18 protein-coding genes are annotated in these 20,364 nt (G+C 72.0%); 11 read left to right on the top strand and 7 right to left on the bottom strand.

The features are described 5' to 3' along the window. Nucleotides 1-15 precede the first annotated feature (15 nt). Genes mtnB through M3667_RS10210 form a run of 3 tightly spaced genes read right to left on the bottom strand, consistent with a single transcriptional unit; the run spans nt 16 to nt 2,515 of the window. A complete protein-coding gene (mtnB, locus tag M3667_RS10220; RefSeq protein WP_251507770.1) occupies nt 16-648 on the bottom strand; it encodes a methylthioribulose 1-phosphate dehydratase in 633 nt (210 codons plus the stop codon). Further along, nucleotides 645-1,346 (bottom strand): acireductone synthase, encoded by a 702-nt coding sequence (gene mtnC, locus M3667_RS10215; protein WP_251507768.1) that lies wholly within the window; start codon nt 1,344-1,346, stop codon nt 645-647. Before mtnC ends, mtnB begins: the two co-directional genes overlap by 4 nt. Continuing rightward, a complete protein-coding gene (locus M3667_RS10210) occupies nt 1,343-2,515 on the bottom strand; it encodes a hypothetical protein (RefSeq protein WP_251507766.1) in 1,173 nt (390 codons plus the stop codon). Before M3667_RS10210 ends, mtnC begins: the two co-directional genes overlap by 4 nt. Nucleotides 2,516-2,755: 240 nt before the next feature. Here M3667_RS10210 and ddaH point away from each other — a divergent pair, with 240 nt between their 5' ends. Together ddaH and rocD are read left to right on the top strand one after the other, a co-directional pair. Further along, nucleotides 2,756-3,652 (top strand): dimethylargininase, encoded by an 897-nt coding sequence (gene ddaH / locus M3667_RS10205; RefSeq protein WP_144834493.1) that lies wholly within the window; start codon nt 2,756-2,758, stop codon nt 3,650-3,652. Next, the gene (rocD, locus tag M3667_RS10200; RefSeq protein ID WP_251507764.1) at nt 3,649-4,866 is read left to right on the top strand and encodes an ornithine--oxo-acid transaminase; all 1,218 of its coding nucleotides are present in this window, start codon (nt 3,649-3,651) and stop codon (nt 4,864-4,866) included. Before ddaH ends, rocD begins: the two co-directional genes overlap by 4 nt. Nucleotides 4,867-4,950: 84 nt before the next feature. Here rocD and M3667_RS10195 read toward each other — a convergent pair whose 3' ends face one another. After that, nucleotides 4,951-6,495, bottom strand: a complete 1,545-nt coding sequence (locus M3667_RS10195) for a molybdopterin-dependent oxidoreductase (RefSeq protein ID WP_251507762.1) — start codon at nt 6,493-6,495, stop codon at nt 4,951-4,953. Nucleotides 6,496-6,563: 68 nt separating this feature from the next. Beyond that, nucleotides 6,564-7,508 carry an SDR family oxidoreductase gene (locus M3667_RS10190; RefSeq protein ID WP_251507759.1) on the bottom strand — a complete coding sequence of 315 codons (945 nt, stop codon included), beginning with the start codon at nt 7,506-7,508 and terminating at the stop codon, nt 6,564-6,566. 167 nt (nt 7,509-7,675) lie between these two features. On the opposite strand from M3667_RS10190, the gene M3667_RS10185 reads away from it, so the two are divergent. The 8 genes from M3667_RS10185 to M3667_RS10150 all read left to right on the top strand — a co-directional run bounded on the left by M3667_RS10185 (nt 7,676) and on the right by M3667_RS10150 (nt 16,989). Next, complete coding sequence (locus tag M3667_RS10185; RefSeq protein ID WP_251507757.1) at nt 7,676-8,515, top strand: helix-turn-helix transcriptional regulator; 840 nt, start codon at nt 7,676-7,678, stop codon at nt 8,513-8,515. Nucleotides 8,516-8,726: 211 nt separating this feature from the next. Beyond that, nucleotides 8,727-9,782 carry an acyl-CoA dehydrogenase gene (locus M3667_RS10180; RefSeq protein ID WP_251507755.1) on the top strand — a complete coding sequence of 352 codons (1,056 nt, stop codon included), beginning with the start codon at nt 8,727-8,729 and terminating at the stop codon, nt 9,780-9,782. Next, a complete protein-coding gene (locus M3667_RS10175) occupies nt 9,776-11,137 on the top strand; it encodes a PIG-L family deacetylase (RefSeq protein ID WP_251507753.1) in 1,362 nt (453 codons plus the stop codon). The genes M3667_RS10180 and M3667_RS10175 overlap by 7 nt, the downstream gene beginning before the upstream one ends. After that, nucleotides 11,134-11,853, top strand: a complete 720-nt coding sequence (locus tag M3667_RS10170) for a glycosyltransferase (RefSeq protein ID WP_251507751.1) — start codon at nt 11,134-11,136, stop codon at nt 11,851-11,853. Before M3667_RS10175 ends, M3667_RS10170 begins: the two co-directional genes overlap by 4 nt. 86 nt (nt 11,854-11,939) lie before the next feature. Continuing rightward, a complete protein-coding gene (locus tag M3667_RS10165) occupies nt 11,940-13,121 on the top strand; it encodes a zinc-dependent alcohol dehydrogenase (RefSeq protein ID WP_251507749.1) in 1,182 nt (393 codons plus the stop codon). A 245-nt stretch (nt 13,122-13,366) separates the two neighbouring features. Further along, complete coding sequence (locus M3667_RS10160; RefSeq protein WP_251507747.1) at nt 13,367-15,097, top strand: circularly permuted type 2 ATP-grasp protein; 1,731 nt, start codon at nt 13,367-13,369, stop codon at nt 15,095-15,097. 67 nt (nt 15,098-15,164) lie between these two features. After that, complete coding sequence (locus M3667_RS10155) at nt 15,165-16,097, top strand: alpha-E domain-containing protein (protein WP_251507745.1); 933 nt, start codon at nt 15,165-15,167, stop codon at nt 16,095-16,097. Between the two features lie 46 nt (nt 16,098-16,143). Next, nucleotides 16,144-16,989: a transglutaminase family protein gene (locus M3667_RS10150; protein ID WP_251507743.1), complete on the top strand. Its 846-nt coding sequence runs from the start codon at nt 16,144-16,146 to the stop codon at nt 16,987-16,989. A gap of 2 nt (nt 16,990-16,991) precedes the next feature. On the opposite strand, the gene M3667_RS10145 is transcribed toward M3667_RS10150, so the two are convergent. Next, nucleotides 16,992-17,609: a TetR/AcrR family transcriptional regulator gene (locus M3667_RS10145; protein ID WP_251507741.1), complete on the bottom strand. Its 618-nt coding sequence runs from the start codon at nt 17,607-17,609 to the stop codon at nt 16,992-16,994. A gap of 73 nt (nt 17,610-17,682) precedes the next feature. Between M3667_RS10145 and M3667_RS10140 the strand changes: the two genes are divergently transcribed. After that, complete coding sequence (locus M3667_RS10140) at nt 17,683-19,155, top strand: MDR family MFS transporter (protein WP_251507739.1); 1,473 nt, start codon at nt 17,683-17,685, stop codon at nt 19,153-19,155. A 93-nt stretch (nt 19,156-19,248) separates the two neighbouring features. Here M3667_RS10140 and M3667_RS10135 read toward each other — a convergent pair whose 3' ends face one another. Beyond that, a complete protein-coding gene (locus tag M3667_RS10135; protein ID WP_251507738.1) occupies nt 19,249-20,256 on the bottom strand; it encodes a LacI family DNA-binding transcriptional regulator in 1,008 nt (335 codons plus the stop codon). Nucleotides 20,257-20,364 lie beyond the last annotated feature (108 nt).

Below are 20,364 nucleotides of genomic sequence, written 5' to 3'. Positions count from 1 at the left end.
GTCGCGGACCGGCGCTCAGCGCGTGGCGACGGCGAAGCGCAGCAGCCACTCCGCGATCTCGAGGTGGCGGCGGGCCGCGGCGACGTCGACGCCCCAGGCGTACATGCCGTGGCTCGCGACGATGAGCGCGGGCACCTCGGGCACCTCGGTCGTCGCGGGTACGTAGACCTCGTCGAAGCGAGCGGCCTCGACACGCATGTCCTGATCGTTCGCGATCACCGGAACCGTGACGGTCTGGCCGTGCGCGAGGTGTCCGATGCCCTTGAGCATCTCCATGTCGTGGATCTCGACGCCCTCGGGCCAACGGTGACCGGCGACCACGGCATCGAACGCGTGTACGTGGAACACCGCGCCCGCGCCCGTGCGCGCGGCGATGTGGGCGTGCAGGCCCGCCTCGGCCGACGGTGGCCGGACATCGCCCGGGTCGAGCGCCTTGCCCGCCGCGTCGATGAGCACGACGTCTCGCTCGGTGAGCTCCGACTTGTCGAGGCCCGAGGCGGTGACGGCGAGCACGAGGGGGTCGCGGTCGACGACGACCGAGAGGTTGCCCGAGGTGCCGCGCATCCAGCCGTAGCCCGAGAAGCGCGAAGCCTCGGCCGCGAGGGCGGCTCCGGCGGCGCGCACCCGGTCGGGGTCGGGGAGCGTCATCGCGCGAGCTCGATCTCGTCGAACGAGGCGACCGTCTCGGTGCCGAAGGCGGATCCTGCCCACGGCTCGCCGGCGCGGTCGAGGGCGACGACCTGCCACCCGGCGGCGCGCGCGGCGGTGACCTCGTCGGGGTGGTCGGTGAGGAAGAGCGCGCGCTCGGGGGCGACGCCCAGGGCAGCGGAGATCCGCTCGTACGAGGCCGCCTCCTTCTTGGGGCCGGCGCTGACGGTGTCGAAGAAGTCCTCGACCAGCACGGTGAGATCGCCCTGGGGTGCGTGACGGAACCACGGCACCTGCGAGGCGATCGAGCCCGACGAGTACACGGCCAGGCGCACGCCGTCTTCGTGCCAGGCGCGCAGGCGCGGGGGGACGTCGTCGAAGAACTGCGAGTGGATCTCGCCCGCGGCGAAGCCCTCGGCCCAGATGATGCCCTGCAGCGTCTTGAGCGGGGTGGATTTGACGTCGGATGCCATGAGCCCGCGCAGCGCTTCTGCGATCTCGGCGTCGGTGGCGTCGGCATCCAGCCCCGTCTCGGCGATCGCGTCGGCCCGCGCCGCGCGCACGGTGTCGTCGTCGCGGCCCAGCACCTCGTCGAGGCGGGGGCGCGCGTAGTCGTAGAGGTCGCCGAGGATGAACCCTGCGGCGCTGGTGGTGCCCTCGATGTCGAGCACGACGACGTCGGCGGAGATGCGGGTCATTCGGAGGCCTCTTCGGTGGGGGTGATCGGGATGGGGCGGAAGGCGATGGTGTCGGGCTGAGCGGTCGCGGCGAAGGGCGCGGGCTCGTCGACGGCGCGGCGACGCACCACGGCCGGGGGCGGAACCGGCGCGTCGGGGTCGACTTCGAAGTGCTCGCCGACGCGAGCCGGCTCGAAGGTCCCGCGACTGGTGGCGATGCGGGTGACCAGACGCGGGGGAGTGACGTCGAACGCGGGGTACCAGGCGTCGGTCACGAGGGGGCTCGCCGTGCGCTGCCCGAGCACCTCGAGCACCTCGCGCGGGTCGCGGTCTTCGATGACGATGTCGGCGCCGCTCGGAGCACCGGGATCGGGTGCCTCGACCATCGCGAAGTAGGGGACGCCGAAGGCCGCCGCCGCGGCGGCGTGGGCGAGGGTGCCGACCTTGTTGACCACCGAGCCGTCGAGGGCGACGCGGTCGGCGGCGGTGACGACGGCGTCGATCGGGCCCGAGCCGACGCCCCGCGGCGAGGCGAGGGCGGCGGCGGCCATTCCGTCGGTGATGAGCGTGACCTTCTGGCCCAGTTCGCGCAGCGAGTGCGCCGTCAGGCGGGCGCCCTGGAGGTACGGGCGGGTCTCGGTGGCGATCCACTCGATCTCGCGTCCCGCCTCGCGGGCGGCGGCGACGAGTCCGAACAGGTAGGCGTCGGCCCAGCAGTGGGTGAGGATGCGCGGCGACTCGGGCAGCAGCGACAGCGTCGCGCGGCCCAGGCGCAGGCTCGCCTCGCGGTAGTCGCGGTCGACGGCGGCCGCGGTGTCGAGGGTGGCGGCGACCAGGGCGGCGGTGTCGTCGGTGTCGCGCCCCGCGGCGAGGATGCGGGCCACGGCGTCGCGCGGGTGGGCGTTCGTCGGCCGCGCCGTCGCGAGGGCCCGACCGGCGCGGCCGAGGGCCGTGCGCGCTTCGCCCACCGGCAGCTCGCGCGCCTGCAGGGCGGCCAGGGCCATGCCCGCGGTCGCGGCGTACAGCGGCCCCGAGCTCTGCGTCACCATGTCGCGGATGGCGGCGGCGACCTCGTCGGGCGTCGCGGCATCCACCCACTCCAGCCGGGAGGGGAAGACGCGCCGATCGAGGATCCGGACGACCCCCGCGGCCTCGTCGAGGACGACGGAATGTTCGAGGGTGGCAGACATCGCCGCCATCCTCCCACGGGGCGGTGCGGCGCATGCGGTGCATGACGCCGTGCGACGGCCGCCGGGCCGAGCCGCCGCGTCGCTCGCGCCCCTCCGCGCGCGCGTGCGAGAATGACACCGGCGTGCTCGGACCGACCTTTCCCCGCACGGCGCCTCATGAAGCTGGTGAGCGCCGCCGGGTTCGAAGGGCCACCGAGCCCCAGGACAGCGTCCGCCGCACCTTTCCTCCGAGGAGCAGAGATGTCCGCTACCCCCACCGCCACGCCCACATCGAACGTGGCCTCCGCGACGGCGACCGAGCGGGTGCAGCAGCACCGCCGGTACCTCATGTGCCGCCCCTCGCACTTCACGGTGAGCTACAGCATCAACCCGTGGATGGAGCCCTCGCGGCCCACCGACACCGACCTCGCGGTGAAGCAGTGGCAGGCGCTCTACGACACCTACGTCGCGCTCGGCCACGAGATCGAGCTCATCGACCCGCTCGAGGGCCTGCCCGACATGGTCTACACGGCCAACGGCGGCTTCGTGATCGACGGCATCGCGTACGGCCCGAAGTTCCGCTTCCGCGAGCGCGCCGCCGAGGCGCCCGCGTTCATCGACTGGTTCGCGGCGAACGGCTTTGAGGTCGCCGAGCCCGTCGAGGTCAACGAGGGCGAGGGCGACTTCCTGCTCGTGGGCGACACGATCCTCGCCGGCACGGGCTTCCGCTCGACCGGAGACAGCCACCGCGAGGTCGGCGAGGTGTTCTCGCGCGAGGTCGTGTCGCTGACGCTGACCGACCCGCGGTTCTACCACCTCGACACCGCGATCTCGGTGCTCGACCCCGTCGAAGGCCCCGGTGGAGTGGAGAAGGCCAACATCGCGTACCTCCCCACCGCGTTCGACGAGAAGAGCCAGGCGATCCTGCGCGAGCGCTACCCCGATGCCATCCGGGTGTCGGATGCCGACGGCGCGGTCTTCGGCCTCAACTCGGCCAGCGACGGCAAGAACGTCATCATCTCGCCGCGCGCCGTCGGCTTCGAGGCGCAGCTGCGTGAGCGCGGCTACACCCCCGTCATGGTCGACCTCTCCGAGCTGCTGCTCGGCGGCGGCGGCATCAAGTGCTGCACGCTCGAACTGCGGGGCGGATCGCGATGAGCACCACCGTCGACGACCTCGGCGCACGTCTCATCGCCGAGGAGGGCGCGCACCTCGCCCACAACTACCACCCGCTGCCGGTCGTCGTCTCGCGCGCCGAGGGCGTGTGGGTCACCGACGTCGAGGGCAAGCGGTACCTCGACCTGCTCTCGGCCTATTCCGCGCTGAACTTCGGCCACGGTCACCCGGCAATCCTGGCCGCCGCCCGCGAGCAGCTCGAACGCCTCACGCTCACCAGCCGCGCGTACCACAACGACCGTCTCGGTCCCTTCGCCACGGCGCTCGCGCAGCTCTGCGGCAAAGACACCGTGCTGCCGATGAACACGGGTGCCGAGGCCGTCGAGACCGGCATCAAGGTCGCGCGCGCCTGGGGCTATCGCACCAAGGGCATCGCTCCGGATGCCGCGACCATCATCGTCGCGAACGGCAATTTCCACGGCCGCACCACCACGATCGTCGGCTTCAGCGACGACCCGACCGCGCACGACGACTTCGGTCCGTACGCGCCGGGCTTCGTGCACGTGCCGTACGGAGACGCGGATGCCATCGCTGCGGCGATCGACGAGAACACCGCCGCGGTGCTGATCGAGCCCATCCAGGGCGAGGCGGGCGTCGTGATCCCGCCCGAGGGGTTCCTGCAGCGCGTGCGTGCGATCTGCTCCGAGAACAACGTGCTGTTCATCGCCGACGAGATCCAGTCGGGCCTCGGCCGCGTCGGTGAGACCTTCGCGTGCGACCGCGAGGGCGTCGTGCCCGACGTGTACCTGCTCGGCAAGGCGCTGGGCGGCGGCATCCTGCCCGTGTCGGCCGTCGTCGCGAACGACGACGTGCTCGGCGTCATCCACGCGGGCGAGCACGGCTCGACCTTCGGCGGAAACCCGCTGGCTGCGGCCGTGGGTCTGCGGGTCGTCGAGATGCTGGCATCCGGAGAATTCCAGACCCGCGCGAAGGCGCTGGGCGCTCACCTCGAGGCGTCTCTGCAGACGCTCGTCGGTCACGGCGTCACGGCCGTGCGCATCGCGGGCCTGTGGGCCGGCGTCGACATCGACCCGTCGTACGGCACCGGCCGTGAGATCGCCGAGAAGCTGCTCACCCGCGGCGTGCTCGTGAAAGACACGCACGGTCAGACGATCCGCATCGCCCCGCCGCTGACGATCCGCGCGACCGAGCTCGACTGGGCCGTCGAGCAGATCCGGCACGTGCTCGCGGGCTGAGCGCGATTCCCCGCGTGAGGGGTCGATTCCTGTCGCCTCCGGACGCCGCAGGCGACCGAAGATGACCCCTCACGCGAGGCCGGCTCAGGCCACCGATACCGTGCGCTGATCCCAGCCGGTCGCGCCGTCGGGTGCGGGGGCGGCCGTGTCGGAGGTCTGCGTCTCGCCGGTGGCCGACACCGCGCGGCAGCGGATGATGTGCGAGCCGCTCGCGGCGTTCCACGGCAGGCTCCACTGCACCCACGTGTCGGCCGAGATCGCGGTCGCGAGCGTCGCCTTCTGCCACGGTCCGTCGTCGACCTGCACCTCGACGCCCGAGACGCCGACATGGGTCTGCCACGCGACTCCGGCGATGACGGTCTCGCCCGCCGCGACCTGCGCGCCCGAACGCGGCACGTCGATGCGCGATTGCAGCTTCACGGGTCCGCGCTCCGACCAGCCGCGCGAGGTCCAGTAGCCTTCGGCGCGGTCGAAGCGGGTGACCTCGAGCTCGCTCACCCATTTGGTCGCCGAGACGTAGCCGTACAGACCGGGCACCACCAGGCGCACCGGGAAGCCGTGCTCGATCGGCAGCGGTTCGCCGTTCATGCCGATCGCGAGTAGCGCGTCTCGGTCGTCGGTGAGGGCCTCCAGCGGGCTGGATGCCGTGAACCCGTCGACCGATCGCGAGAGCACCATGTCGGCCTCGGCCGTCGGCTTGGCTCGAGCGAGAATGTCGCGGATCGGAACGCCGAGCCAGCGCGCGGTGCCGATGAGCGATCCGCCCACCTCGTTGGAGACGCACACGAGAGTCGCGACGGTCTCCTTCTGCGGGAGGGCGATCAGGTCGTCCCACCGCAGCACGACCTCCTGTTCGACGAGGCCGTGCACGCGCAGGGTCCAGGTGGCGGGGTCGACCTGGGGCACGATCAGGGCGGTGTCGATGCGGTAGAAATCGGCCGAGGGCGTGATGACCGGCGAGAGCCCGTCGATTCCGAGGTCGGCCGCGGCAGGGACGGTCGTCGTGGCGGCGGGCGCGGGCAGGCGCAGCGCGGCGCGCACCGCGCTGACGGCCCGGGCGCCCCCGCTCAGCGCGAACGACCCGGCGGTGGCCATCACCCCGGCCAGCACGGCCACACCCGAGAGGGCGAGAACACCCCGGCGGGTGACGCCGTCGTCGTCAGCGGATGCCGCGGACGCGCGCCCGCGACGCAGGCGGGCGATCAGCACCCCGGCCACCAGAGCGGCGGCCGCCCCCGCGATCAGCGACGGCACGGGGGAGAGGGTGCCGGCATCCGCCCGCGTGAACGACACGATCGCCCCGACCACCCCGACGGCGACCAGGATCACCCGTCCCCACGGTGCCTTGCGTCGTTCGACGACTCCGGCGATCCCCGCGACGACGAGCAGCAGCACAGCGATGCCCACCAGCAGGGCGGCCTTGTCGCCCGTGCCGAAGAGGTCGATGGCCAGGTTCTTCGCCCACGCGGGGGCGAGGTCGATCATGCCGCCGCCGATGACGGCGAACGGGCTCGCAGTGGGCGCGACGATCGCCGCGGCGAGCTCTCCGAGGCCGGCGCCGAGCACGGTGGCCGCGATCGAGGCGACGATGGCCGGCAGATAGCGGCGGCGGGAAGATGCGGGGGTCACTCCGGGAGCCTATGGACCGCCGGAGCCCCCGGCGCCGGGCGCGCGAGATTCACAGCCAACCGGAACCGTCAGGCCCAGGCATCTACCACCCCCGCGAGGGGGAGCGACGCGTCCCACACGCGATCGGCCTCGGCGAGATCGCGCAGCGGCGGGTAGAGGGCATGGGTGCCGGGGGCGCCGCCCACGTGACCGAAGCCGGTCGGACCGTAGAGCACGTCGCTGCGCGGTGAGGCGGTCGTCGCCGCGGCCAGGGCGGGGAGCGCGGCGGTCTCGACCGTGCCGAGCAGCAGGCCGCGCGCAGAGAGCCAGCGCACCACGCGCACCCCGGTGGTGTCTTCGTCGCGTCCGAGCTCGGGGCGGGCCGCGAGCAGGTTGGTCGGGGCGATACCCGGGTGCGAGACCACGCTGCGCACGCCCCATCCCTCGCGCCTCGACCGCTCGTCGAGCGCACGGGCGAACAGCCCGAGCGCGATCTTCGAGCGGCCGTAGGCGCGCGCGCCGTCGTACGAGCGCTCGCTGTCGAGGTCGTCGAAGGCGAGGCGACCGCTGCGCGCCGCGACGCTCACCTGCGACACGATGCGCGCGTTCCCGGCCCTCAGCAGCGGCCAGAGGTGCCCGACGAGAGCGACGTGACCGAGGTGGTTCGTGCCGAACTGCAGCTCGTGCCCCTCGGCCGTGACCTGGCGCGAGGGCGGGGTCATCACGCCGGCGTTGTTGATCAGCACGTGCACCGGCGCGCCCTCGGCCCGCAGTGCGTCGCCGAAGGCGGAGACGGATGCCAGCGATGACAGGTCGAGGTCGTGCACCGCGACCCGCGCGGAGGGGGTCTTCTCGCGCAGCCGCGCGGCGACGCCCTCGCCCTTGGCGCGGTTGCGTACGGGCAGCACGAGCTCGGCGCCGGCGGCGACGAGGCGCTCCGCCATCACCACGCCCATGCCGTCGCTCCCGCCGGTGAGCACGACACGACGGCCGGTGAGGTCGGGGAGGGTGATGTCGATGTCGCTGCGGGCCATGTCGGTCTCCTTGGTCGGTGTGTCCCCCAGCGTCGCGCGATCGACGCCGCAAAGACAGGGCCTGTCGATCCGAGGCTGCCCGGGTCGCGGCATCCGCTCAGAGGGGGATCGGCGCGTCCTGGCACCGCACGGGAGCGCCGGGTAGACAGGAGGTCGAGGGGGACACCGTGATCGATCGAGTCGCACTGGCGCATTTTCTGCGCACCCGCCGCGAGGCGCTGCAACCCGAAGACGTCGGACTGCCGCGCGGAGCGCGTCGGCGCACCCGAGGGCTGCGCCGCGAGGAGGCGGCCGCGCTCAGCCACATGTCGGTCGACTACTACGCCCGGCTCGAGCGCGAGCGCGGACCGCAGCCGTCGGAGCAGATGCTCGCCTCCATCGCCCAGGGTCTGCACCTCTCGCGCGCCGAACGCGACCACCTGTTCCGCCTCGCGGGGCACGTGCCCGCCGATCGCGGCACCGGGGGCGAGCACATCAGCCCCGGGCTGCTGCGCGTGCTCGACCGCCTCGACGACACCCCGGCCGAGGTCATCACCGAGCTCGGCGAGACCCTGCGGCAGTCGCGCCTGGGCGTGGCGCTCACCGGCGACGCCTCCCTGCGCCGTGGTGCGCACCGCAGCCTCGGCTACCGGTGGTTCGCCGATCCGGCCTCGCGTGCGCTGTACGACCCGCGCGACCACGCGTTTCTGAGCCGGCTGTTCGCCGCGGGGCTCCGCGAGCTCGTGGGGCGCCGAGGACCGGGCTCATACGCGGCCGAGCTCGCCGACGACCTGCGCGGGCGCAGTGCCGAGTTCCGCGAGCTGTGGGACCGGCACGAGGTGGGCCTGCGCCCCGTCGAGACCAAGCGTTTCGTGCACCCGAGCGTGGGCACGATCGAGGTGCACTGCCAGAGTCTCGTCGACCCCGAGACGGCGCACTCGCTGCTCGTCTACACCGCGGCCCCGGGCACCGAGAGCGCCGAGAAGCTGCGGCTGTTGGCGGTGCTCGGGCCGTCGGTACCGGCGTGAGGGGCCCGGCAGGGGCGGGCGGCGCGGTGGGGCGCTGAGACGGCATCCCGCTGACAAGTGGGTTGCAGCCTGACACGGGTTCGTCAGCGAGATGCCGTCTCGGCGCCCGCGGCCTGTCACGGCACCGCGGTTGAGCCGCGAACTCACCGGACGAACGCGGCGCGTGTCAAGCATCTAGGTGACGCGCCGTGGTGCCGCCGATGCTCGGGAGGTGACCGACGGTTCCCCCCTCCCGTTCCCCCTGCTCTTCTCCTCCGACTCTCTCGACGACGCCGCGATTGACGGCGTCCGAGGGGTGCTGCGCGCGGCGGATGCCACGCCCTCCCTCGGCCGCGACATCGCGGCGACGCTCGCCTGGGCGGGCGGAGTCCGCCTGCCGACGACGCTCGCGGCCCGGTGGGAGCTGCTCGCCTCGGTCGCGGCGCGCGATGTGGCCGCCGCCCGCGTGCTCGAGCCGCACCTCGACGCGCTGTCGATCCTCGACGAAGCGGCATCCGCCGGTCTCGAGATCGCCGTGGATCTGGATGCCACGTGGGGGGTCTTCGCCGCGGAAGGCGCGGGCATGCGCCTCGAGGCGCGGAACGACGGCGGCACCTGGACGCTGCACGGCACGAAGCCGTGGTGCTCGCTGGCCGCCCACCTCTCGCACGCGCTGGTCACGGCCTGGGTCGACGACGACCGCCGACAACTCTTCGCCCTCGACCTGCGCGACCCCGCGGTCACCGCGCGGCCCGGGCCCTGGCATGCCCGCGGGCTCGCGCAGGTCGTCAGCGCGCCGATCGACGTCGACGGCGCCGTCGCCGTGCCGGTCGGCGACCCCGGGTGGTACCTGCGGCGCCCCGGCTTCGCGCACGGCGGCGTCGGTGTCGCCGCGTGCTGGTGGGGCGGGGCCGTTCCGCTGCGCGAGGCATTGCGCGACGCCGCGCGGTCCGAGAGGGCGGATCAGGTGGCCGCGATGCACCTCGGTCGCGCCGACGTCGCGCTGTGGGCGGCGCGGGCCGCCCTCGTCGAGACGGCGGGCGTCCTCGCGGCGGGCGGCTCGGCGGAGCAGGGCCTGCGCGCAGCCCGCGCGCGCACCGTCGTGGCCGACGCGGTCGAGACGGTGATCGCGAGCTCCGCACACGCCCTGGGTCCGCTGCCCCTCACCGCCGACGAGGCGCACGCCCGACGCGTGGCCGACCTCCAGGTGTACGTGCGGCAGCATCATGCGGATCGCGACCTCGCCCGCATCGGCGCCGACGTCGCGGCGGGAGACGGCGCATGGTGAGCTTCGATCACCGCGACCCGGGCACCGACGAGTCGGTCTGGGCGACCGCGCTCGACGCGCGCGACCTACCGCCTCTCGACCTCGACGTCGACCGGGTGATCGTCGTGGCCGCGCACCCCGACGACGAGAGCCTCGGAGCCGCCGGTCTGCTCGCGAGTGCGACGGCCCGCGGCATCCGCGTCGAGATCGTGATCGTGACCGACGGGGAGGGCTCGCACCCCGACTCGCCGACCCACAGCCCCGCCACCCTCGGCCTCCTGCGCCGGCGAGAGGTCGCCGTGGCGGTCGAGGCGGTGGGGGTCGCGGGCGCGCCGCGGTTCCTCGGCCTGCCCGACGGGGGCACCGACGCGCACCGCGACGGCATCGCCGCGGCCCTGCACGACGAGCTCGACCGCGCCGGCGACGACCGCGTGCTGGTGCTGTCGCCCTGGCGCGGAGACGGCCACCGAGACCACCGGGTCGTGGGCGAGGTCGTCGAAGAGGTCTCTGCGCAGCGGGGTGTGCGTTCGCGCGCCTTCCCGATCTGGCTGTGGCACTGGGGGAGTCCCGACGACGTGCCCTGGGCCCGGGCCGAGCGCCTCGCCCTCGACGACGCGGCGCGGGAGGCCAAGGCCCGCGCCCTGCGCGCGCACGAGAGCCAGCTGTCGGCCCTGTCGGCCGCGCCCGGTGACGAACCGATGATCCACGCGCGCATGCACGTCCACTTCACCCGCGACGAGGAGGTCTTCTTCGCGCCGGAACCCGCCGCCGCGAGCGTCGGCCCCGAGTACTTCGACGGCATGTACGCCCGCCACGACGACCCCTGGGGCTTTGACTCGCGCTGGTACGAGCAGCGCAAGCGGGCGGTGCTGCTCGCGGCCCTGCCCCGGCGGCGGTACCGCGCGGTGTTCGAGGCGGGGTGCTCGACCGGCGCGCTGACGGGGGAGCTCGCCGACCGCGGCGACCGGGTGCTGGCCGTCGACCTGTCGACGGCAGCTCTGGAGCGGGCAGCGCGCCGACTCGAGGGGCGGGCGAACGTCGAGCTGCGCGTCGCCTCGCTCCCCGCCGAATGGCCCGACGGGGCGTTCGACCTCGTCGTGCTGTCGGAGGTGGCCTACTACTGGAACGACGCCGACCTCGCGGCCGGGCTCCACGCGGCGGCGGCCGCGCTCGAGCCCCAGGGTCATCTGGTCGCGTGCCACTGGCGGCATCCGGTCGCCGAATACCCGCGCTCCGGCGACAGCGTGCACGCCGCGCTCGCCGCGGTGCCGACCCTGGTGCGCCTCGTGCGACACGAGGAAGACGACTTCGTGCTCGAGGTCTACGGACGCTCCGGGGCCCGGTCGGTGGCCGTCGAGGCGGGACTCGTGCCGTGAGGGCCGTGGTGGTGGCGATCCCCGCGCACGACGAGGAGGCGCTGATTGGGCGGTGCCTCGCGACGGTCACCCGCGCGGTCGCCCATGCCCGCGAACGCGAGCCCGATCTCGACGCGCGAATCGTCGTCGTGCTCGACGCGTGCACCGACACCACCGCGGTGCAGGTGCGCCGGTGGGCGGTCGAGGCGGTAGAGATCTCGTCGCGGGTGGTCGGCACCGCTCGCCGCGTCGGCGTGGCTCACGGTCTCGCCGCGCTCGATGCGGATCCCGAACGCACGTGGATCGCGATGACGGATGCCGACTCCACGGTGCCCCGCGAGTGGCTCACCCACCAGCTCGACCTCATGGACGCCGGTGTCGACGTCGTGCTGGGCACCGTGCGTCCCGACTTCGCCGACCTCAGCGATCGCCACGCGGCGTACTGGCGTGCCACCCACCCTCGCGGTCGTCCGGCGGGGAACGTCCACGGCGCGAACCTCGGCATCCGGGCCCGCACGTACCTCGAGGTCGGCGGCATCCGCGATCTCGCCCTGCACGAAGACGTCGCCCTCGTCGACGCCGCGCGGGCGGTCGGCGCGCGGGTGCGGGCGAGCGACGAGCACGAGGTCGAGACCTCGGGGCGCTTCACCGGACGCACGCCCGCCGGATACGCCGCGTTCCTACGTCGCGTGCACGCATGGATCGACGCGCCCCCGCTCACCGCGGAGGGTGCCTAGGGCTGCACGCCGGGCTCGTCAACCACCTCACGCCCGTCGGCGCCGCGAGCGCAGACTGACTGTCCCCCGGAACGAAAGGCACGACCATGAAGGCACTGACCTGGCAGGGCAAGCGCAACGTGAGCGTCGAGGAGGTCCCCGACCCGCAGATCCTCGAACCGACCGACGCGATCGTGAAGATCACCTCGACGGCGATCTGCGGCTCCGACCTGCACCTCTACGAACTGTTCGGGCCCTTCATCGACAAGGGCGACGTGCTCGGCCACGAGCCCATGGGCGTCGTCGTCGAGATCGGCTCGGCCGTGACGACCCTCGCCGTCGGCGACCGCATCGTCGTCCCCTTCAACATCTCGTGCGGACACTGCTTCATGTGCCGCCGCGGCCTGCAGTCGCAGTGCGAGACGACGCAGGTGCGCGAGTACGGCAGCGGCGCCGCCCTGTTCGGCTACACCAAGCTTTACGGCCAGGTCCCGGGCGGCCAGGCCGAGTACCTGCGTGTGCCGTTCGCCGACTACAACCACATCCGCGTCGGCGACGACCTGCCCGACGACCGCTACCTCTTCCTCAGCGACATCGTGCCCACCGCCTGGCAGGGCGTGCAGTACGCGAACGTGCCCGAGGGGGGAACGCTCGCCGTGATGGGCCTCGGCCCGGTCGGGCAGTTCGCGGCGCGCATCGGCGTGCACCTCGGCTACCGCGTGCTCGCGATCGAGCCCGAAGCCGAGCGTCGCGCCATGGCAGAGCGGCACGGGGTGCTCACGTACGACCTCACCGACACGGTGGTCGACGAGCTCCTCGACCTCACGGAGGGTCGTGGGGCGGATGCCGTGGTCGACGCCGTCGGCATGGAGGCGCACGGAAACGGCGGGATCAAGCTGGCGCAGAGCGCCGTGGGCCTGCTGCCCGACCCGATCGCGCAGAAGCTCATGGACAAGGCCGGACTCGACCGTCTCGCCGCCGTCTACGCCTCGATCGACCTCGTACGCCGCGGCGGCACCGTCTCGCTCAGCGGTGTCTACGCGGGTGAGGCCGACGTGCTGCCCATGAAGACGATGTTCGACAAGCAGCTGAACCTGCGCATGGGCCAGTGCAACGTCAAGCGCTGGATCGACGATCTGCTCCCGCTCGTCGAAGACCCCGCCGATCCGCTCGGGGTCATGGACCTGGTCACGCACCACGCCCCGCTCGAAGACGCCCCCGGCCTGTACGAGACCTTCCAGAAGAAGGAAGACGGCTGCATCAAGGTCGTGCTGCGCCCCGGCACCTGAGCCGCGCGGCCCGTGCGCTCGGCGCGGCCCGTGCGCCGTGCGGCCCGTGCGCCGTGCGGCTGGGCCGCCGAGACTGCAACTCGCTGACAACGTGGTTGCAGGCTGACGCCGGATTGTCAGCGAGATGCAGTCTCGGCACCCTCGCGGCCCCCAGCGGGGCTCGGACATGCGCGACGCGTCGGACCCGGCGCCGCCGCGGCGGGTGGGAAACGTGTCCGCAACACGTCGCTGGGTAAGGTCGACGCATGGGTGACCTGTTCGATGGTTACGGCTCCACGCTGGCGCCGCGCAAGACCGCATCCGGCATCCCGGCGTTCGACGAGATGTTCGGCGTTCCGGCGAGTCCCGGAGAAGCCGCCCCCTCGCGCGAGGCGTACCGGGAGCTGTACCAAGCGCTCGCTCAGATGACGCAGGAAGAACTGCGCGGGCGCACCGAATCGCTCGCGAGCTCGTACCTCGCGCAGGGCGTGACCTTCGACTTCGCGGGGGAGGAACGGCCGTTCCCCCTCGACGCTGTGCCCCGGGTCATCGCGTACGACGAATGGTCGCGCATCGAGGCCGGCGTCAAGCAGCGCGTGCGCGCGCTCGAGGCGTTCCTCGACGACGCCTACGGCAATCAGCACTGCGTGCGCGACGGCATCCTGCCCGCGGGCCTCATCTCGTCGTCGCAGTACTTCTACCGTCAGGCCGCCGGCATCCGCAGCGCCAACGGCGTGCGCATCCAGGTGTCGGGCATCGACCTCATCCGCGACGAGCACGGCGAGATGCGTGTGCTCGAAGACAACGTGCGCGTGCCCTCGGGCGTCTCGTACGTCATCTCGAACCGCCGCGTCATGGCGCAGACGCTGCCCGAGTTGTTCGTCTCGATGCGCGTGCGCCCCGTCGGCGACTACCCCAACAAGTTGCTCGCCGCCCTGCGCGCTTCGGCCCCGCCCGGGATCGACGACCCGAACATCGTCGTGCTCACGCCGGGTGTCTACAACTCCGCCTACTTCGAGCACACGCTGCTCGCGCGCCTGATGGGCGTCGAGCTCGTCGAGGGGCGCGACCTGCTCAGCGTCGGCGGCAAGGTGTTCATGCGCACCACCCGCGGCCCGCAGCGCGTCGACGTGATCTACCGCCGCGTCGACGACGACTTCCTCGACCCGCTGCAGTTCCGCGCCGACTCGATGCTCGGGGCTCCCGGCCTCATGCTCGCCGCGCGCCTGGGCAACGTCACCATCGCCAACGCGGTGGGCAACGGCGTCGCCGACGACAAGCTGCTCTACACGTACGTGCCCGATCTGATCCGGTACTACCTCGCCGAGGAGCCGATCCTGAAGAACGTCGACACCTGGCGGCTCGAAGACCCGGGCGCTCTCGAAGAGGTGCTCGACCGCCTGCCCGAGCTGGTCGTGAAGCCGGTCGACGGCTCGGGCGGCAAGGGGCTTGTGGTGGGTCCCGACGCGTCTCCCGCCGAGCTCGACGCCCTGCGCACGCGGCTGAAGGCCGACCCCCGCGGCTGGATCGCCCAGCCCGTGGTCATGCTCTCGACCATCCCGACGCTCGTCGAAGACGGGATGCGCCCGCGTCACGCCGACCTGCGTCCCTTCGCGGTCAACGACGGCGACGACATCTGGGTGCTGCCGGGGGGTCTGACCCGCGTGGCTCTTCCGGAGGGCCAGCTCGTGGTCAACTCCAGCCAGGGCGGCGGCTCGAAGGACACGTGGATCGTCGGCGGCTCGGCTCCCTCGCACGTCGAGTACGGCCAGGGCAACGGCGTCTCGGGTCTCGTCGCCGACCAGGCCGCGGTCACCGAGGCGATCCCGATCATCTACGACGGTCAGCCGGCGCCGGCCACGGCACCGCGCGATCTGCACCCCGACCGCGACCAGCAGGAGCAGCAGCAGCAGGCGGATGCCGGCGTGCAGCACGGTCCGCAGGCCGAACAGCAGCAGCAGGCGCGCGAGCAGGGCGAGGAGGTGCCGGGATGCTGAGCCGCATTGCCGACCCTTCGACAAGCTCAGGGCCCCTCGACAGGCTCAGGGACCGAAAGGGGTGCTCATGCTGAGCCGTATCGCAGAGAGCCTGTTCTGGATCGGCCGTTACATCGAGCGCAGCGACGGCACCGCCCGCATCCTCGACGTGCACCTGCAGCTTCTGCTGGAGGACCCGTGGATCGATGAGGACACCGCGTGTCGATCGCTGCTGAGCGTGATGGGCTCGGCCCTGCCCGAGAATCTCGAGGCCGTGCGTCGCGACGACGTGCTCGCCCGTCTCGCCGTCGACCGCATGAACCCCTCGAGCATCGCGTACTCGCTCACCGCCGCGCGTGAGAACGCCCGCCGCGCGCGCGAGATCGTCTCGACGGAGCTGTGGGAGATCCTCAACACCACGAACGCGCGGATGCCGCGACGCCTGCAGACCGACAAGGTGCACGAGTTCTTCCAGTGGACCCGTGAACGCGCGGCGCTCGCGATCGGCATCGTCGACTCCTCGACCAACCGCGACGAGGCCTGGCAGTTCTTCACGCTCGGTCGCAGCATCGAGCGCACCGACATGACCGCGCGCCTGCTCGCGACCCGCTCGCTGACCGAGGTGTCGGGGCCGTCGTGGACGACGATCCTCCGCTCGTGCGGGGCGTACGAGGCGTACCTCCGCACCTATCGCGGCATGCCGAGTGCCCGCAACGCCGCGGAGTTCCTGCTGCTCGACCGCCTCTTCCCGCGCTCGATCATCTACTCGATCCAGCGGGCCGAAGACTGCATGAGCGCTATCGACCCGCGCGCCGACCGCGTCGGTCACTCCAACACGGTGCTGCGCGCCCTCGGGCAGATCCGCAACGATCTGGAGTACCGCCCGATCAGCGACATCCTCGCCGAGCTCCCCGAGCACATGCAGCGCGTGCAGACGGTCACGCGCGAGGCGTCGGAGGCGATCCGTTCGCGCTTCTTCCCCACGCAGGCCGAGCCGTCGTGGATCGGGGAGATCTCATGACGGATGCCATGGCCGTCGGCACACTGAGCACTTCGAGGGGTCGGGGATGAAACGCCTGCGCATCGAGCACCAGACCGGGTTCGTCTACCCGGGCGACGTCGTCGCGTCGTACAACGAGGCGCGCATGCTGCCGCACTCGACCGACAGTCAGTTCGTGCTGAGCTCGTCGCTCGACATCGAGCCCTCGACCTCGGTCAACCAGTACGTCGACTACTTCGGCACGCGCGTTGCGGCGTTCGACGTGCTGTCGCCGCACTCGTCGCTGACGATCACGGCGCGCTCGCTCATCGAGGTGCGCCCGCGACCGATCGAGCACGCCGACATCACCTGGGAGCAGCTGGCCGCCGAGGCGGGGCGGTCGATCTCGACGGTCGAGCAGTTGACGCAGACGCGACGCACCATGCCGCACCCCGAGGTGGCCGAGCTCGCCCGTTCGATCGCGGCGCAGCACGATCGCCCGGGTCCCGCCGCCCACGCGATCGCCGAGGCGATCGGCGACGCGATCGACTACATGCAGGGCGTCACGGGCGTGACCTCCACGGCCATCGACGCGTGGGAGGCCCGCAAGGGCGTGTGTCAGGACATCGCGCACATCGCGATCGGTGCGCTGCGCGAGGTCGGCATCCCGGCGCGCTACGTGTCGGGGTATCTGCACCCGAAGCCCTCCGCCGAGGTGGGCGAAGCCGTCACCGGCGAGTCGCACGCGTGGGTGGAGTGGTTCGCGGGCGACTGGCAGGGCTTCGACCCGACGAACAACATCGAGATCGGCGATCGCCACGTGCTCGTCGGCCGCGGTCGCGACTACAACGACGTGCCGCCGCTGCGCGGGGTGTACGCAGGCCCCGGCAAGAGCAACCTCAAGGTGAAGGTCACGATCACGCGCGAGACCTGAGCTCAGGCCCCGGCGGCGCGGGTGAGCCTGCGCTCCACGTCGCGGTGCAGGTCGACCAGCGATCGCGTCTGTCCCTGGTCGTGCAAGCGCGCCCACTCGTCGAGGGTGGTGCGCATCTCGAGCCCCGCGATCCCCAACGCCGTGCGGACGTCGAAATCGACGAGGCCGATGCGCTCGGCGAGCTCGGGAACGAAGCGGTCGGCCGAGGTGACCTCGCGGCGCACGGCGGCGCCGAGAAGCGAGGGCTCGTGGGCGATGAGGCGGCGCACCCGCAGGTAGCGCTCGCGCGCCTGCGCGTCGGCGTCGAGAAGCTCCAACTCGCGGGCGAACACCCCGCGAAGCGCTGAGAGGAGTGCGCGGATGTCGTCGCCCACGTCGGCGACCCCGGACAGAGCGTCGGCGAAGCGCCCGTCGTCGATGAACACCGCGTCTTCCTTGGTGCCCGCGAGCCGGAAGAACGTGCGGGGTGAGACCCCGGCGCGCGCGGCGATCTCGTCGACCGTGGTGCCGTGCACGCCCTTGGCTTCGAAGAGGTCGAGGGCGGCGGCGCAGATCTCGATCGACGTCTCGCGGCGTCGGCGGTCGCGGAGTGCCTCGACGGGTGCATCCGGGGCGGTCATATCCGATACAGTAGTCGATGTCTAGTTGGCAGTGACTGCCAACATGGCCCCACCTGCTCAGATTGGTCGTCCTATGGTCTCCACCGGAACAGTCCCCACCGCCGCCCCGTCGTCACGGCCTGCCACGCGCCCCGGGGCGGTCATCGCCCTGCTCGTGGTCGCCGCCTTCGTCGTGATCCTCAACGAGACGATCATGGGCGTCGCCCTGCCCGAGCTCATGCGCGAGCTCGACATCGCCGCCGCCACCGCGCAGTGGCTCACCACCGCGTTCCTGCTGACGATGGCCGTCGTCATCCCCACCACCGGCTTCCTGATCCAGCGCTTCCCGCTGCGCGGACTGTTCTTCGCCGCGATGGGGCTGTTCACCGTCGGCACGCTCATCGCCGCCGTCGCCCCGGGCTTCGGCGTGCTGCTGATCGGGCGCATCGTGCAGGCCTCGGGCACCGCGATCATGATCCCGCTGCTGTTCACCACGGTGCTGAACGTGGTCCCGGCGAACCGCCGCGGACGCATGATGGGACTCATCTCCATCGTCATCTCGGTGGCGCCCGCCGTCGGTCCGACCGTATCGGGCCTGATCCTGTCGGTCTTCCCCTGGCGGGCGATGTTCATCGTGATGATCCCGATCGCCCTCGTCGCGATCGCCCTGGGTGCCCGCTGGGTGCAGAACCTCACCGAGACGCGTCGCGTGAGCCTCGACGTCCTGTCGGTCGTGCTGTCGGCGCTCGCCTTCGGCGGTCTCATCTTCGGGCTCTCGAGCATCGGCGAGGCGGCCGGCGGGCACGCGCTCGTGCCGGTGTGGATCCCGCTCGTCGTCGGCGCGGTCGCCCTGGGCGCCTTCGTCGTGCGGCAGGTGCGCCTGGGCTCGACCGAGCGCGTACTGCTGAACCTCGGGGTGTTCCGGCACTCGAGCTTCACCGTCGCGGTGATCCTCGTCGTCGTGGCGATGACGACCTTGTTCGGCGTGCTCATCCTGCTGCCGCTCTACCTGCAGAACGTGCTGGGACTCGGCACCCTCCCCACCGGGCTCATGCTCCTGCCGGGTGGTCTGCTGATGGGTCTCATGGCCCCCCTCGTCGGCAACCTGTTCGACCGCTTCGGGGCGCGCCCGCTGGTGCTCCCGGGCGCCGTCGTCGCCAGCGTCGCCCTCTGGGGCTTCGCCACGCTCTCGCCGACGACGCCCATCGGGTTCGTCATCGCGGTGCACTGCGTGCTGAGTCTGGGCCTGGCGTTCATGTTCACGCCGCTCATGACCTCCGCCCTCGGATCCCTCCCGCCGGCGCTGTACCCGCACGGCTCCGCGATCGTCTCGACCGTCCAGCAACTCGCGGGGGCGATCGGCACCGCGGTGTTCGTGACGCTCATGACGGTCGGGGCCGCGGGAGCGGTGGCGAACGAGGGCGCGTCGATGGTGGATGCCACGGCCTCCGGCATCCACACCGCCTTCTTCGTCGCGGCGTGCCTGTCACTCGCGGTGATCGTGCTCGCGGCGTTCGTGCGGACCGCGAAGCAGGTCAACGGCGCCGAGGGGATGCCGGCCCACTGACGTTCGACCGGTGGGTGCCGCACGCGGTGCCCGCCGGTCTTTCCCTCAGATCGGCACCCTGAATCGTTTCAAAACAAGGGCTCTCGTCGATGCTCAGCCGCTCGTCGACGCCCGCGCGACGAGCTGCGGCGAGAAGACCGTCTGACGCGTCGGGCGGTCGGGGTCGAGGGCTTCGTCGAGCAGGATCCTCATGGCAGTACCGCCGATGAGGGCGCTCGGCTGACGGACGGATGTCAGGGGCACGGCGGCCGCCGCGGCGAACGAGATGTCGTCGAAACCCACGACCGCGATCTCGTGCGGCACGAGCATGCGACCGTCGACGACCAGGCTCTGCAGCAGGCCGAGGGCGAGCAGGTCGTTCGCGGCGAACACCGCGTCGGGGCGATCGCGACGCTCTCGCTCGAGCAGTCGGCGCCCCGCCGACACGCCCTCGTCCACGGTCATCGCGTGGGTGGGGACCACTTCGAGCGTGCCGGCGTGCTCGCTGTTGTCGACCGCGCTGCGCGCGCCGGCGAGGCGGTCGGTGACCTGGCGGATGTCGAACCCTCCGCCGACGAAGGCGATGCGTCGACGTCCGCGCTCGAGCAGGTGCTCGGCGGCGAGGCGCCCCCCGGCGACGCTGTCGACCGACACCGACGAGACCGACCCGTCGCCCGAGAACCTGTCGATGAGCACCGACGGGATGCCGCGGGCGCGGAGGCGCTTCAACCTCGCGGTGACGTCGCCGAACGGGGCGATCAGCAGACCGCGCACCATCTGCTGCTCGAACAGGTCGATGTACAGCGACTCGCGCGCGGCGTCCTCGTCGCTGTTGCCGTGCAGAAGGGCGAGTCCCCGGCTGGTGGCCTCGTTCTCGGCACCGGCGACGACGTCGGCGAAGAAGGGGTTGCGCCCGTCGAGGGCGACGAAACCGACCGTCGTGCTGACGCCGGCGCGAAGCTGTCGGGCGGCGTCGTTGCGCACGTATCCGAGGGTTTCGATCGCGGAGTTCACGCGCTCCACGGATGCCGCGGACACGGCATCCGGTCTGTTCAGCACGTTCGACACCGTGCCCACCGAGACTCCGGCGAGGGTCGCGACGTCGCGGATGCTCACCGTCACAGTGGCTCCTCTCGTCACGATCCGGTCTCGACACGATCCTGACTTGACCGCGTCGTCGGCCTCACCCTACAGTGACTGGCATCCGATCTGAAACGATTCAGATTCCGC

Origin of the sequence: Microbacterium sp. P26 (assembly GCF_023712585.1) — a bacterium.
In the GTDB taxonomy this organism is placed as follows: domain Bacteria; phylum Actinomycetota; class Actinomycetes; order Actinomycetales; family Microbacteriaceae; genus Microbacterium; species Microbacterium algihabitans_A.
This window is presented reverse-complemented; position numbering and strand designations above follow the sequence as displayed.